The following is a 13,988-nucleotide window of genomic DNA, read 5'->3' as shown; positions in this document are numbered from 1 at the left end:
TTTTTTGCTCTTGATAGGTTCGCAAAATAAATAACCGGTTATTAGAGAAACAGTACCTGTACAGACCATGCGATTTCCTCCGTCATCTGTAGAGATATTAAAACTATCTTTATCTTCAGGTTGCGAACCCTGCCTTTAACTCTTTAGTTAACAGTTAGTCATCTGTTGATTAATACCACTACAAATCGGCGGTGTTTCTTCGTCCGGCTTTGCGGGACACTGGAGCAACCAGATCTATGGAGCGCCCCATGACCGCCAGCGCAGAGAAGTTCACCCGACAAACCCTGCTCGATGTCCAGCCACTGACGCCCAGCCTGTTCACGCTACGTACCACGCGAGATCCGGGTTTTCGTTTTCGTGCCGGGCAATTCGCCCGCTTAGGGGTTACCAAGGCTGACGGCAGCACGGTATGGCGCGCCTATTCCATGGTCTCTTCACCCCATGACGAGTTTCTTGAGTTCTTTTCCATCGTCGTTCCGGGTGGCGAATTTACCAGCGAGCTGAGTCGTCTGGAGGTGGGCGATACCTTGATGGTCGACCGTCAGGCCTTTGGTTTCCTGACCCTTGACCGCTTCGTCGATGGGCGTGATCTCTGGTTATTGTCCACAGGGACGGGTATTGCGCCGTTTCTGTCGATCCTGCAGGACTTCGAGGTCTGGGAGAAATTCGAGCGAATCATTCTGGTGTATAGCGTGCGCGAAACGCGGGAACTGGCTTATCAGGCGCTGATTGCTGAGTTGGAAGAGCGTGAGTATTTGGCGGAGCACGCCCATAAATTGCAATTTATCACCACGGTCACCCGTGAGCCGCATCCGCAAGCGTTGAGCGGGCGTATCACCCAGTTGATCAAAAATGGCGAGCTGGAGCGGGTGGCTGGGGTCGCCATCACGGCCGAACATTCGCGAGTGATGCTCTGTGGAAACCCGCAGATGATCGATGACACGCGCAACTTGCTGAAAGCGCGTGACATGCAACTGAGTCTGACTCGGCGACCTGGTCAGGTGGCTGTGGAAAATTACTGGTAATGAAAAACGACGCCATCAGGCGCCGTTTATTTCGCAACCCAGCCTTCAGGGCTTATTGTTCTGCGCTTTGAGCAGGTCGCGAATCTCGCTCAACAGTTCTTCTTCCTTGGTCGGAACCGGCGGCAGGCTTGGCGCCACCGCTTCTTCACGCTTCAGGCGGTTGATGGCTTTCACACCCATGAAGATTGCGAACGCGACGATCAGGAAGTCGATAATGCTCTGGATGAATTTACCGTAGGCCAGCACCACGGCCGGGACAGTGCCCTGTGCCGCTTTCAGCGTGACCGCCAGGTCCGCGAAGTCCACCCCACCGATCAGCAGGCCGATTGGCGGCATGACAACATCGCCGACAAACGACGAAACGATCTTGCCGAACGCGGCGCCGATGATAATACCGACGGCCATGTCGACCACATTACCTTTGACCGCGAAGGCCTTGAACTCACTTATCACGCCCATAGGTTATTCCTTGTTACAGATGAGGTTGGTGAACGCAGTGTAAATCAGCACGTCGGCTCTTGCTCGACACAACTTCTTATAGCGTTCGCTGCTATCGACCCGATTGGCGGTAAATAGTTTTCAAAGTGCCATCAATCGCGCGCGAAATACCCGCCACCCCACAGATAGACCAGAAAAAACTCTCAATCGACTCGTTGTGTTCTTTCTATTTATGTTTTGACTGTCTGGTCATTAGCCTCTGTTCAGCGCACCTGGATGCGCTGCACAAAACCAGAGGAGTTCGACATGACCACCGCCATTAGCCGAGGGGCTTTTTCCCATCGCCGTGTATTCGGCGTCTTGACCGCCAGCCTGCTGTCATTCTCCGTTCACGCGGCGACCCTGACCCGCGATAACGGCGCCGCCGTGGGTGATAACCAGAACTCGCAGACCGCGGGGGCCACTGGTCCGGTGCTGTTGCAGGACGTGCAACTGATCCAGAAACTCCAGCGCTTTGACCGCGAACGCATCCCGGAGCGGGTCGTACATGCCCGCGGCACGGGTGCCCATGGCAGTTTCACGGTAACCGATGATCTCAGTGACCTGACCAAGGCCAAAGTCTTTGCCGCTGGCCAGACGACGCCGGTGTTCGTGCGGTTTTCTGCGGTGGTGCACGGCAACCATTCCCCGGAAACCCTGCGCGACCCACGAGGCTTTGCCACCAAGTTCTATACCGCAGACGGCAACTGGGACCTGGTCGGCAATAACTTCCCGACCTTTTTCATCCGCGATGCGATCAAATTCCCGGACATGGTCCACGCCTTCAAGCCAGACCCTCGCACCAACCTGGATGATGACTCACGCCGGTTCGACTTCTTTTCCCATGTCCCGGAAGCCACTCGGACGTTGACCGAGTTGTATTCCAACTCCGGTACGCCGGCGAGTTACCGGGAAATGGACGGTAATGGAGTTCACGCCTATAAATTGGTCAATGCCAAAGGCGAAGTCAGTTATGTGAAGTTTCATTGGAAGAGTTTGCAGGGGATTAATAACCTTGACCCACAAGCTGTTACCAAGGTTCAGGGGCAAGACTACAGTCATATGACCAATGACTTGGTGGCACATATCAATAAAGGCGACTTTCCAAAGTGGGACTTGTACATTCAGGTTCTAAAACCGCAAGACCTGTACAAGTTTGACTTCGATCCTTTGGATGCTACCAAGATCTGGCCGGGTATCCCTGAGCGAAAAGTTGGACAAATGGTGCTCAATCGTAATCCTGCGAATGTCTTTCAGGAAACCGAACAAGTTGCCATGGCGCCAGCCAATCTAGTGCCGGGAATTGAACCTTCGGAAGATCGTTTGTTGCAAGGTCGAGTGTTCTCTTATGCCGATACGCAACTGTATCGCCTGGGCGCCAATGCGTTGCAGTTACCGATCAATGCACCAAAAGTAACGGTGAACAACGGTAACCAGGACGGAGCGATGAACACGGGTCGCAGCAGCGGCGGTGTGAACTATCAGCCGAGTCGTCTGGAGTCGCGTGAGGAACCTCAAGCGGCACGCTACAGCCAGTCGGCGCTGTCGGGTACGACCCAACAGGCGAAGATCCAGCGCGAGCAAAACTTCAAGCAGGCCGGCGATCTGTATCGTTCGTTCAGCAAGAAGGAGCGCAGCGACCTGATCGAAAGTTTTGGTGGCTCGCTGGCCACCACGGATGACGAAAGCAAGCACATCATTCTGTCCTACCTCTATAAGGCTGACCCGGAATATGGCACTGGCGTGACCAAGGTCGCCAAGGGGGATCTGAGTCGCGTCAAGGCGCTCGCGGACAAACTGGTCGACTGATCGTCATTGCCTCAACCGGCTCTCGCACGACTCAGTGCCGTGCGAGAGCCCAGGAGCTGTGCCATGCGAATGTATCTTTGCCTGTTTCTGGCCAGCCTGGCGTGCAGCGTTTATGCAGAGCCGGGTGCCGACCTGACCAAGGATCCGGTAGCGCTCAAGGCGCAATTGCAGGATTACTACTTTGACGCCGCTCGTCGCGGTGACGTGCCGATGCTCGAGACGTTCATCGAGGCGGGCTATTCCCTCGAGACTCGCGACAGCAAGGGCTACACCGCGTTGATCCTGGCGGCTTACCACGGTCAGTCTGCAGCGGTAGAGCGCTTGCTCGGCGCCGGGGCCAATGCCTGCGCCCAGGACCTGCGCGGCAACACGGCGCTGATGGGGGCGATCTTCAAGGGCGAAGTGCAAATCGCCCGGCGACTGTTGGCGACCGATTGCAGCCCGGAGCAACGTAATGGCGCAGGCCAGACAGCGGCGATGTATGCGGGCCTGTTCAAACGGGTCGAGTTGCTCGACGCCTTGGCTGCCAAGGGTGCCGACCTGAATGCCGAGGATCCGCTAGGTAACAGCGCCGCGCGTCTGGCCGCGGGCGAAATCCGTACCGCGGCGCCGCGCTGATCGTGTCCAGCTGAGCTATCATCGCGGTTTTTTCCGGGAGTTCAGATGGCCAAGGCAAAGCGCATGTACGGCTGCACCGAGTGCGGCTCGACCTTCCCCAAGTGGGCCGGCCAATGCGGCGAATGCGGGGCCTGGAACACCCTGACCGAAACCCTGGTGGAAAGTGGCGGTGCTGCTGCCCCCAGCGGTCGCACCGGCTGGGCCGGGCAGCAGGCGCAGATCAAGACGCTGGCCGAAGTCAGTGTCGAAGAAATTCCACGTTTCTCCACCGCGTCCGGTGAGCTGGATCGGGTGCTCGGTGGCGGCCTGGTCGACGGCTCGGTGGTGCTGATCGGCGGTGATCCGGGGATCGGCAAGTCAACCATCCTTCTGCAAACCCTGTGCAACCTCGCAACCCGGATGCCGGCGCTCTATGTCACGGGCGAAGAGTCCCAGCAGCAAGTGGCCATGCGCGCTCGACGTCTGGGCTTGCCGCAAGATCAACTGCGAGTCATGACCGAAACCTGCATCGAAACCATTATCGCCACGGCACGGGTGGAAAAGCCCAAGGTCATGGTGATCGACTCGATCCAGACGATTTTCACCGAACAACTGCAATCGGCACCGGGCGGCGTCTCTCAGGTTCGCGAAAGTGCGGCGCTGTTGGTGCGTTACGCGAAACAGAGCGGCACGGCGATTTTCCTCGTCGGCCACGTGACTAAAGAAGGCGCATTGGCAGGTCCCAGAGTGCTGGAGCACATGGTCGACACGGTGCTGTATTTCGAAGGCGAGTCGGATGGACGCCTGCGTCTGTTGCGTGCGGTGAAAAACCGCTTCGGTGCGGTCAATGAGTTGGGCGTGTTCGGTATGACCGACAAGGGCCTGAAGGAAGTCTCCAACCCTTCGGCGATTTTCCTCACCCGCGCGCAGGAAGAAGTGCCGGGCAGCGTAGTGATGGCGACGTGGGAAGGCACGCGACCGATGCTGGTGGAAGTTCAGGCACTGGTGGACGACAGCCACCTGGCCAACCCACGCCGTGTCACCCTCGGCCTGGATCAGAATCGCCTGGCCATGCTGTTGGCGGTGCTGCACCGTCATGGTGGCATACCGACTCACGACCAGGACGTGTTCCTCAACGTGGTCGGCGGGGTCAAGGTGCTGGAAACGGCGTCCGACCTGGCGTTGATGGCGGCCGTGATGTCCAGCCTGCGCAATCGGCCATTGCCTCATGATCTGCTGGTGTTCGGCGAGGTTGGCTTGTCCGGTGAAGTGCGGCCGGTGCCAAGCGGTCAGGAGCGCTTGAAGGAAGCCGCCAAGCACGGTTTCAAACGCGCCATCGTGCCCAAGGGCAATGCGCCGAAGGAAGCGCCCGCCGGGTTGCGGATCATCGCGGTGACGCGACTTGAACAGGCTCTGGACGCTTTATTTGAATAAACCCAGCCCTCGTAGGAGCAGCCTGCGGCAGCTCCTACGAGAGTGGTCCAATGTGGATCAGCGCACTCAGTTCCCGCTCAAGCTCGGCCTGATCACCCGTATTGAGTTCGACCAGTCGTCGCAGGCTGCTGACGGACTCCAGGCCGATGTACCGACAGACGAAGCCCAGCTGGTGGTTATTGTCATGGGACAGCTGTACGTCCATGCGGATCTCGGCGTCCTTGCTCAAGTGAATGTCGACCGAAAACATCTTCTCTTTGTCCCCAAGCCAGGGCTCGGGGCGTTCGATCAACAGGCCCTTGAGTGACAGGTCGAGCAGTTTCACCGGCCAGCGATACTCACCCTGGCTGAGCTCGGTTTTGGCATCGAAGGCAATGCGTTTGAAGCGGCGGCGATTGGCGGGGTGATCCCTCATGGCGCAATCCTCTGGATGTTCGCTGACTATAGACCGGCATCCGCACAGGCTGCCACCCTAGGACCTACGTCGGGGTATGGTCTTTGGCGCCAGTAGCGCTAAACTCGGGGTGACTGTGTTTTTTGTCCACTCTGGCTGGAATAAAAAAATGAAAAATAATAATAGCCCGCTGCGCCACTTACCCTGGCTGTTGCTGGCAATCGTAGGTGCCTGTGCCCTGGGCGTAGTGGCCTTGCGCCGCGGTGAGGCGATCAATGCCTTGTGGATTGTGGTCGCGGCAGTGGCCATCTACCTGGTCGCTTACCGTTACTACAGTCTGTTCATTGCCAATAATGTGATGCAGCTCAATCCACTGCGAGCCACCCCCGCTGTCGTCAACAACGACGGTCTGGACTATGTGCCAACCAACAAACACATTCTTTTCGGTCACCACTTCGCGGCCATCGCGGGTGCAGGTCCGTTAGTCGGTCCAGTGTTGGCGGCGCAGATGGGCTATTTGCCTGGCACGCTCTGGCTGATCGCCGGCGTGGTACTGGCCGGTGCCGTTCAGGACTTCATGGTCCTGTTCATGTCGACCCGCCGCAACGGCCGCTCCCTGGGCGACATGGTCCGTGAAGAAATGGGGCAGATTCCCGGGACCATCGCGCTGTTTGGCTGCTTCCTGATCATGATCATCATCCTCGCGGTGCTGGCGCTGATCGTGGTCAAGGCCCTGGCCGAAAGCCCGTGGGGCATTTTCACGGTGATGGCGACCATCCCGATCGCGATGTTCATGGGCGTGTACATGCGCTACATCCGCCCGGGCCGCATCGGTGAAATCTCCATCGTCGGCGTGCTGCTGTTGCTCGGCTCGATCTGGCTGGGCGGGCAGATCGCCGCTGATCCGGTCTGGGCCAAGGCCTTCTCCTTCACCGGGATCCAGATCACCTGGATGCTGATCGGCTACGGTTTCGTCGCGGCAGTATTGCCGGTCTGGCTGATCCTGGCGCCACGTGACTACCTCTCGACTTTCCTCAAGATCGGTACCATTGTCGCCTTGGCGATCGGCATTCTGATCACCATGCCCGAGCTGAAAATGCCGGCATTGACCCAGTTCACCGACGGCACCGGTCCAGTGTGGAAAGGCGGGTTGTTCCCGTTCCTGTTCATCACCATTGCCTGCGGTGCAGTCTCGGGTTTCCATGCGCTGATTGCCTCCGGGACTACTCCGAAACTGCTGGATAACGAAAGCAATGCCCGTTACATCGGTTACGGCGGCATGCTGATGGAGTCCTTCGTGGCTATCATGGCGATGGTGGCGGCTTCGGTGATCGAACCGGGTGTCTACTTCGCCATGAACAGCCCGGCGGCGATCGTCGGCGGTGAAGTGATGCAAGTCGCGCAAACCGTCAGCAGCTGGGGCTTTGCGATCACCCCGGAAGCCCTGCAAGCGGTGGCCAAGGACATCGGTGAAACCACCGTGCTGGCCCGTGCCGGTGGTGCGCCGACCCTGGCGGTCGGTATCGCGCAGATCCTGCACAGTGTTCTGCCGGGTGAAAACACCATGGCGTTCTGGTACCACTTCGCGATCCTGTTCGAAGCGCTGTTCATCCTGACGGCGGTCGACGCCGGCACGCGTGCCGGGCGTTTCATGCTGCAGGATTTGCTTGGCTCCTTCGTTCCGGCGCTTAAACGCACCGAGTCCTGGACCGCCAACCTGATCGCGACCGCCGGTTGCGTGGCAATGTGGGGCTACCTGCTGTACCAAGGCGTGATCGACCCGCTGGGTGGCATCAACACCTTGTGGCCGCTGTTCGGTATCTCCAACCAGATGCTGGCCGGTATCGCGCTGATGCTCGGCACGGTGGTGCTGATCAAAATGAAACGCCAACGCTACATCTGGGTGACCTTGCTGCCAGCCGCCTGGCTGCTGATCTGCACCACCACCGCAGGCTTCATCAAGCTGTTCGACGCTAACCCGGCGATCGGCTTCCTGTCGCTGGCCAAAAAATACAGCGATGCCCTGGCCAACGGTCAGATCCTCGCCCCGGCCAAGGACATCACGCAGATGCAGCACGTGATCTACAACGCCTACACCAACGCAACGCTGACGGCGCTGTTCCTGTTCGTGGTCTTCAGCATCCTGTTCTATGCGATCAAGGTCGGTATTTCCGCCTGGGGCAGCAAAGAACGCACGGATAAAGAATCGCCATTCCAGGCTATTCCAGAAGCGTAATCGAGGGTTGCAAGCATGTTCAATGACCTGAGTCGCCTCGGTAAATACCTCGGTCAGGCCGCGCGCCTGATGGTCGGCATGCCCGACTACGACACCTACGTCGAGCATATGCAAACCAAACACCCGGACAAACCGGTGATGAGCTACGAGGCGTTCTTTCGGGAGCGACAGGAGGCTCGTTATGGTGGCAAGGGTGGGCCGAAGTGCTGTTGATGCATGAGGTCTAGGTAACACACGACTGTAGGAGCACAGCTTGCTGGCGATAGCGATCTTGAAGACGCCATCGCCAGCAAGCTGTGCTCCTACAGTTTTTTCAGCGTTTGGGAGATCTTCTTTTGCTACCCCCTATCCCTGTTACGGTCCTCAGCGGTTTCCTCGGCGCCGGCAAAACCACGTTGCTGCGTCACCTGCTCAAAGCCGAGCACGGCCTGAAAATCGCCGTGATCGAAAACGAATTCAGCGACGCCGGCATCGACACCCAGCTCTTGGGCGATGAGCCGGTGCAAGTCATGACGCTGTCCAACGGCTGCGTCTGCTGCACCATTCACACCGACCTGACCAAGGCCCTGTACCTGTTGCTGGAACGTCTGGACAGCGGCGAAATCGCCTTCGACCGCCTGGTGATCGAATGCACCGGCCTGGCCGATCCGGCACCCGTGGCGCAGACCTTCTTCATCGATGAAGAGTTGCGCGAGCGCTACATCCTCGACGGCATCATCACCTTGGTCGATGCAGCTCACGCCGGGCAGCACTTGACCCAGACCATCGCCCAGGCGCAGATCGGCTTTGCCGACCGCTTGCTGGTGAGCAAGCGCGATCTGGTCGACGAGGTGACGTTCAGCGCGCTGAGCGAACGTCTGACCCGTATCAATCGTCGTGCGCCGATCCGTGTCGTTGAACACGGCAAGATCGATCTGGCCGAGTTGCTCGACGTGCGTGGTTTCAATCTCAACGCCGATCTCGGCGGTGGCGTAAGTCTGCGCCCGGTGGGCAAGGCGCCGTCTATCGACCGCATCTCGAGCCTGGTGCTGCGGACCGACAAACCGCTGGATATCGACAAGCTCAGCGAGTTCATGAACGAACTGCTGGAAGACCACGGCAAGCAACTGCTGCGCTACAAAGGGGTGCTGAACATCGTCGGCGAACCTCGGCGCATGGTGTTTCAGGGCGTACTGAAGTTGTACGGTTTTGACTGGGATACTGAGTGGGCCGAGGATGAAGGGCGGGAAAGTGTGATCGTGTTTATTGCCGATGATCTGCCGGAGGAGAAGATTCGCGAGGGGTTTGCGCGGGTTGCTGCGGAGTAAGGTCGGATATCTTCCGCGTGTTTGAGGCTGTTATCGCGGGCACGCCTTGCTCCCACAAGGCGTGCGTATCACTTGTAGGAGCAAGGCTTGCCCGCGATGGCGATCTAACCGGCGACGCTATCAGGGGCCGATTCCGGGCTCAGTAATTTCTTCTCAAGATGATCCAGGTGCTCGGTCATCAACCCCACGGCAGCCTTGGCGTCTGCGCGCTCTATCGCCTCGACAATCGCCGCATGCTCCTGCCACGCACAATGACTGGGCGACTGTTCTTCGTAGCAGGCGATAGCCAGCGATGTCAGCGGCACCAGGCTGCCAAGAAATTGTGCCAGCGGCGCGTTACCGGCGACTTGCGCCAGTTGCAGATGGAATTCACCTGACAGGCGAATGGAGGGCCCACGCTGGTTTTGCTCGATACAGCGGCGTTCGCGTTCGATCAGTTCGCGTAACTGCGGCAGATGCCGGGAAGTCGGTTGCTGACAGGCCAGTCGCACCAGGGTGGTTTCAGTCAGCCTGCGGGCGTGGAGTATCTGGCGGGTTTGTTCGGCATCGGGCGCCGCGACTTGCGGGCGATGATTGGGCCGCAGGATGACCACCCGCTGATGGGACAAACGCGCCAGTACCTGGCGGATGATACTGCGGCTGACGCCGAATGCCTGGCCAAGGCTTTCTTCGGTGAAGCGGCTGGCCGGGGCGATGCGTTGTTCGAGAATGGCGTCGAAAATCTGCGGATAGATGTCATCGACGCAACGCTTCTTTTCGCTCTGGCGGCGCAAGGGCAGGGCGGCGGAAATCGAGAAAACGGGATTCTTCAAGGCGTAGGAACTCATGGCCAGTCTCCAGTCCGGTTGCCGATAGGGGGGTTCTACAAACAGTTATTGGCCCAGATTGTCGTCCGGGATGTTCAATTCAATGCCCATCCGTTTCCCTTCCTGAAGGATGTGCCGGCGCATTTCGGCGCTGGCCAGGGCGCTGTTCTTGTTGCGGATCGCGCGTACCACGGCTTCGTTTTCTTCCAGGCGCTCGGCCAAATGTTCTGGTGAGTTGCGCAGCATCTCGGCGCTCTGTTTAAGGGCGTTACTGGTTTGCTGCACAACGTTCTGGAAGATCGGGTTCGAGGTCAGGGTAAACAGCTCTTCGTGGAACGCGATGTAGGCGTTCATTCCGGCTTCGCTGTCGTTGGCTTCGAGGGCTTCGCGCATGTCCATCAACGTCAGGCGCAGTTGGCCGATTTCCTTGCTGCTGATGGACTGGGCAACCAACCCGACAATGAACGGCTCGAGGGTGTAACGCAGTTGCAGCACATCCTCGAGACTGGCGCCGGCTACGCCACTGTCGTTGGCGGGGGCGTCGTTCAGGTTGGCCTCCAGCACCACCACGCCTTTGCCGGGCATGGAGCGCACCAGGCCGAGGGTCTCCAGCACGATCACCGCTTCACGCAGGCTAGGCCGGCTGATACCCAGTTGTTCAGCCAGTTCGCGTTGCCCCGGCAACATGTCGCCAGAGCGCCACTGCCCGCGCGCCAACGCGGCACGAAGCTTTTCAACCACTGAATTTACAACTGTCGACGAGGTGATCACTGTTCGCTCCATGAGAGACGGTAAAACGCTGATTGTTGTGCCTGCCAGTGACAGGCACACGTTCGGTCAAAACTCTTGCTGATGTGCCGGTGTCGCTGATTTACGTGACTGGAAGGCGTAGCCCTGCTCGCCGGACAGTACCTTGTTGGCACGCTGGATATCGATGTCTTTTTCCCAGCGGGCGATGGCCACGGTGGCGACGCAGTTACCGATCAGGTTGGTCAGTGCCCGGCCGATGCCCATGAACCAGTCCACCGCCAATACCAGCACCAGGCCCACCACCGGAATCGCCGGGATCGCGGTCAGGGTCGCCGCCAGAATCACCAAGGCCGAGCCGGGAATGCCGTGGGCACCTTTGGAGGTGATCAGCGAAACCAACAGGATCGTCAGCAAATCGCTCATGGCCAGCGGTGTGCCGGTGGCGTTGGCGATGAACACGATGGCCAGGGTCAGGTAGATCGAAAAACCATCGAGGTTGAACGAGTAACCGGTGGGAATCACCAGGCCAACCGTCGAGCTGCCGATGCCCAGGTGCTCCAGTTTGCGCATGATCTGCGGGAGCACGGCGTCAGAGGAGGCGGTGCCCAGGACGATCAGCAATTCTTCGCGCAGGTACTTGAGAAATGGCAGCAGCCGCAGGCCGGAAAGGCGCATCACCAGCCCCAGGATCAACGACACGAACACTGCACATGTCAGGTAGAACAGGCCGATCAGGCTGCCCAGGTGTTGCAGCGAATCCAGGCCATATTTGCTGGTGGTGAAGGCAATCGCACCAAACACACCAATCGGTGCCAGACGCACGATCATGCCCATGATGCGGAAGATCACATGGCTGAGCTCGTTGATCAGTCGCGAGATTCCCGACGCCGCTTCACCCACCAGGTTCAGCGCGCTGCCGAACAAGACCGAGAACAGCAGCACTTGCAGGATGTTGTTGTCGGCAAAGGCGCCAATCACCGAGGTCGGGATCAGGTCCATCAGGAACTGCGTGGTGGTGTGCATGTGCTGGCCGCGCTGGGCGATATCGCCCATGTCGGCGGTGGAAAGCTGATCCAGATGAATGTTCGCGCCGCTGCCGATGCCGGTGCTGAACGCGAATACCAGACCGATCACCAGGGCGACGGTGGTCAGCACTTCGAAGTAGATCACCGATTTGAGGCCGATGCGTCCGACCTTTTTCAGATCGCCAGCGCCGGAAATGCCGCTGACCACCACGCAGAACACGATCAGGCCGATGAGCATTTTGATCAGTTTGATGAAGCCGTCGCCGAGGGGTTTTAACTGGGCGGAGTATTCGGGAAGGGCCAGTCCGCAGATGATGCCGAGCACCAGTCCAAGGACAACTTGAAGGAAGATTGAGCGCGAGCACCATCTGAGCATGGGAGGAGTCCTGGTGAGTGTCCTGGGTGCCGTGCGCTGTGCGCATCAGATTCAGGACTTAATTATTGTGGTCTTACCGGTATGTCCAGTGCGGGCGCAGTTTAGGCGCTGTTTTCAGAGGGCTGCAAGCAGAAAATGACGAATTGGCTTTACCGGTCTTACCAGTTGTGCGGTAAGGGCCGATCTTGAGCGGTTTCGCAGGCGAAAAAAAACCGGCCATCACTGGCCGGTTTCTTTTTGCTGCGGTCAAGCGGGCTGATTAAGCGCCATATACCGGCAGCTTCTTGCAGATGGCCTTGACCTTCTCGCGAACGGCGTCGATCACCGCTTCGTTGGAAAGGTCAGCCAGGATGTCGCAGATCCAGCCGGCCAGCTCTTTGCACTCAGCTTCTTTGAAGCCACGAGTGGTCACAGCCGGAGTACCGAAGCGCAGACCGGAGGTGACGAACGGGGAGCGTGGATCGTTCGGTACCGAGTTCTTGTTCACGGTGATAAACGCTTTGCCCAGAGCGGCGTCGGCGTCTTTACCGGAGATTTCCTGCTTGATCAGCGACAGCAGGAACAGGTGGTTTTCAGTACCGCCGGAGACCACGTCAAAACCGCGCTCGATGAACACACCGGCCATGGCCTGGGCGTTCTTGACCACTTGTTGCTGGTAGGTCTTGAACTCAGGCTGCAGTGCTTCCTTGAAGCAGATCGCTTTAGCGGCGATCACGTGTTCCAGCGGGCCGCCCTGGGCACCCGGGAATACGGCGGAGTTCAGCTTCTTCTCGATGTCGGCGTTGGCGCGAGCCAGGATCAGGCCGCCACGTGGACCGCGCAGGGTCTTGTGGGTGGTGGTGGTGACCACGTCAGCGAATGGAACCGGGTTCGGGTAGACGCCAGCAGCGACCAGACCGGCTACGTGAGCCATGTCGACGAACAGGTAGGCGCCAACCTTGTCAGCGATCTCACGGAAGCGTGGGAAGTCCAGAATCTGCGAGTAGGCAGAGAAACCGGCCACGATCATTTTTGGCTTGTGTTCTACAGCCAGACGCTCGACTTCGTCGTAGTCGATCAGGCCGTTGCTGTCGATGCCGTACTGCACGGCGTTGTACAGCTTGCCGGAGGAGGAAACGCTGGCGCCGTGGGTCAGGTGACCGCCGTGGGCCAGGCTCATGCCCAGGATGGTGTCGCCCGCTTGCAGCAGGGCCAGGTAAACGGCGCTGTTGGCTTGCGAGCCGGCGTGTGGCTGGACGTTGGCGTAATCGGCGCCGAACAGTTGCTTGGCGCGGTCGATGGCCAGCTGCTCTACCACGTCGACGTACTCGCAACCGCCGTAGTAGCGCTTGCCTGGGTAGCCTTCGGCGTACTTGTTGGTCAGAACCGAGCCTTGAGCTTCCATCACCGCTGGGCTGGTGTAGTTTTCCGAAGCGATCAGCTCAATGTGTTCTTCCTGGCGCTGAGCTTCTTGCTCCATGGCGGCAAAAAGGTCGGCGTCGTACTTGGCAATAGTCAAATCACGGCTGAACATGGCGGTCCTCAAGGATCGGGGGCAGAAAAGGAAGGCATTCTAACTCAATGGGTTTTGTCTGGCATATGAAAGGACATCATGTCGCAGACAAGTGGTGTTCATGAGCCATTGGGGCGACGAATAACGCCTGTGGCGAGGGAGCTTGCTCCCGCTGGATTGCGAAGCGATCCCAAAATGGGTGAATGTGGTGTGTCAGGTGGAGCACGGTTGTGGTTTTGCGACTGCTTCGCCCGAGCGCG

At 58.7% G+C, this 13,988-nt stretch carries 13 protein-coding genes; 7 read left to right on the top strand and 6 right to left on the bottom strand.

Annotated features, from left to right (window positions below):
• The first annotated feature begins 248 nt into the window (after window positions 1–248).
• Complete coding sequence (locus tag KRR23_RS17105; protein ID WP_216743453.1) at window positions 249–1,025, top strand: ferredoxin--NADP reductase; 777 nt, start codon at window positions 249–251, stop codon at window positions 1,023–1,025.
• A gap of 45 nt (window positions 1,026–1,070) precedes the next feature.
• Here KRR23_RS17105 and mscL read toward each other — a convergent pair whose 3' ends face one another.
• Window positions 1,071–1,484, bottom strand: coding sequence for a large-conductance mechanosensitive channel protein MscL (gene mscL, locus KRR23_RS17100; RefSeq protein WP_216743452.1), 414 nt, complete (start codon window positions 1,482–1,484; stop codon window positions 1,071–1,073).
• 285 nt (window positions 1,485–1,769) lie between these two features.
• Here mscL and katB point away from each other — a divergent pair, with 285 nt between their 5' ends.
• From katB to radA, 3 genes are all read left to right on the top strand, one after another.
• The gene (gene katB, locus KRR23_RS17095; RefSeq protein WP_216743451.1) at window positions 1,770–3,311 is read left to right on the top strand and encodes a catalase KatB; all 1,542 of its coding nucleotides are present in this window, start codon (window positions 1,770–1,772) and stop codon (window positions 3,309–3,311) included.
• Window positions 3,312–3,374: 63 nt separating this feature from the next.
• Complete coding sequence (locus KRR23_RS17090) at window positions 3,375–3,929, top strand: ankyrin repeat domain-containing protein (RefSeq protein WP_216743450.1); 555 nt, start codon at window positions 3,375–3,377, stop codon at window positions 3,927–3,929.
• Window positions 3,930–3,974: 45 nt separating this feature from the next.
• Window positions 3,975–5,342, top strand: coding sequence for a DNA repair protein RadA (gene radA, locus KRR23_RS17085; RefSeq protein WP_019691594.1), 1,368 nt, complete (start codon window positions 3,975–3,977; stop codon window positions 5,340–5,342).
• 34 nt (window positions 5,343–5,376) lie between these two features.
• Here the strand turns inward: radA and KRR23_RS17080 are convergent, their stop codons facing one another.
• On the bottom strand, window positions 5,377–5,757 hold the full coding sequence (locus KRR23_RS17080; protein WP_216743449.1) for a PilZ domain-containing protein: 381 nt from the start codon (window positions 5,755–5,757) through the stop codon (window positions 5,377–5,379).
• 148 nt (window positions 5,758–5,905) lie between these two features.
• Here KRR23_RS17080 and KRR23_RS17075 point away from each other — a divergent pair, with 148 nt between their 5' ends.
• From KRR23_RS17075 to yjiA, 3 genes are all read left to right on the top strand, one after another.
• Window positions 5,906–7,972, top strand: coding sequence for a carbon starvation CstA family protein (locus KRR23_RS17075; protein ID WP_216743448.1), 2,067 nt, complete (start codon window positions 5,906–5,908; stop codon window positions 7,970–7,972).
• Window positions 7,973–7,987: 15 nt separating this feature from the next.
• The gene (locus KRR23_RS17070; protein WP_010448516.1) at window positions 7,988–8,185 is read left to right on the top strand and encodes a YbdD/YjiX family protein; all 198 of its coding nucleotides are present in this window, start codon (window positions 7,988–7,990) and stop codon (window positions 8,183–8,185) included.
• Window positions 8,186–8,307: 122 nt separating this feature from the next.
• Window positions 8,308–9,279, top strand: coding sequence for a GTPase (yjiA, locus tag KRR23_RS17065; protein ID WP_216743447.1), 972 nt, complete (start codon window positions 8,308–8,310; stop codon window positions 9,277–9,279).
• A 104-nt stretch (window positions 9,280–9,383) separates the two neighbouring features.
• Here the strand turns inward: yjiA and KRR23_RS17060 are convergent, their stop codons facing one another.
• The 4 genes from KRR23_RS17060 to glyA all read right to left on the bottom strand — a co-directional run bounded on the left by KRR23_RS17060 (window position 9,384) and on the right by glyA (window position 13,749).
• Entirely contained in the window at window positions 9,384–10,106 is a 723-nt protein-coding gene (locus tag KRR23_RS17060; RefSeq protein WP_216743446.1) for a GntR family transcriptional regulator, read from the bottom strand.
• A gap of 45 nt (window positions 10,107–10,151) precedes the next feature.
• Window positions 10,152–10,856 carry a FadR/GntR family transcriptional regulator gene (locus tag KRR23_RS17055; RefSeq protein WP_216743445.1) on the bottom strand — a complete coding sequence of 235 codons (705 nt, stop codon included), beginning with the start codon at window positions 10,854–10,856 and terminating at the stop codon, window positions 10,152–10,154.
• A 66-nt stretch (window positions 10,857–10,922) separates the two neighbouring features.
• A complete protein-coding gene (locus tag KRR23_RS17050; protein ID WP_216743444.1) occupies window positions 10,923–12,236 on the bottom strand; it encodes a C4-dicarboxylate transporter DctA in 1,314 nt (437 codons plus the stop codon).
• 259 nt (window positions 12,237–12,495) lie between these two features.
• Window positions 12,496–13,749: a serine hydroxymethyltransferase gene (glyA, locus tag KRR23_RS17045; RefSeq protein WP_123583177.1), complete on the bottom strand. Its 1,254-nt coding sequence runs from the start codon at window positions 13,747–13,749 to the stop codon at window positions 12,496–12,498.
• Between the last annotated feature and the right edge of the window lie 239 nt (window positions 13,750–13,988).

It is taken from the genome of Pseudomonas sp. CVAP#3, from assembly GCF_018986375.1.
Lineage (GTDB): Bacteria > Pseudomonadota > Gammaproteobacteria > Pseudomonadales > Pseudomonadaceae > Aquipseudomonas > Aquipseudomonas helvetica.
Note: the sequence above shows the minus strand (reverse complement) of the source record. Positions and strands in the feature narration are given on the sequence as shown.

Excerpts from the sequence above, each read along its gene's own strand:
- KRR23_RS17075 (WP_216743448.1), top strand. The coding sequence starts at position 5,906 with ATGAAAAATAATAATAGCCCGCTGCGCCACTTACCCTGGCTGTTGCTG.
- KRR23_RS17070 (WP_010448516.1), top strand. The coding sequence starts at position 7,988 with ATGTTCAATGACCTGAGTCGCCTCGGTAAATACCTCGGTCAGGCCGCG.
- KRR23_RS17105 (WP_216743453.1), top strand. The coding sequence starts at position 249 with ATGACCGCCAGCGCAGAGAAGTTCACCCGACAAACCCTGCTCGATGTC.
- katB (WP_216743451.1), top strand. The coding sequence starts at position 1,770 with ATGACCACCGCCATTAGCCGAGGGGCTTTTTCCCATCGCCGTGTATTC.
- glyA (WP_123583177.1), bottom strand. The coding sequence starts at position 13,749 with ATGTTCAGCCGTGATTTGACTATTGCCAAGTACGACGCCGACCTTTTT.
- KRR23_RS17080 (WP_216743449.1), bottom strand. The coding sequence starts at position 5,757 with ATGAGGGATCACCCCGCCAATCGCCGCCGCTTCAAACGCATTGCCTTC.
- KRR23_RS17060 (WP_216743446.1), bottom strand. The coding sequence starts at position 10,106 with ATGAGTTCCTACGCCTTGAAGAATCCCGTTTTCTCGATTTCCGCCGCC.
- mscL (WP_216743452.1), bottom strand. The coding sequence starts at position 1,484 with ATGGGCGTGATAAGTGAGTTCAAGGCCTTCGCGGTCAAAGGTAATGTG.
- radA (WP_019691594.1), top strand. The coding sequence starts at position 3,975 with ATGGCCAAGGCAAAGCGCATGTACGGCTGCACCGAGTGCGGCTCGACC.
- KRR23_RS17050 (WP_216743444.1), bottom strand. The coding sequence starts at position 12,236 with ATGCTCAGATGGTGCTCGCGCTCAATCTTCCTTCAAGTTGTCCTTGGA.
- KRR23_RS17090 (WP_216743450.1), top strand. The coding sequence starts at position 3,375 with ATGCGAATGTATCTTTGCCTGTTTCTGGCCAGCCTGGCGTGCAGCGTT.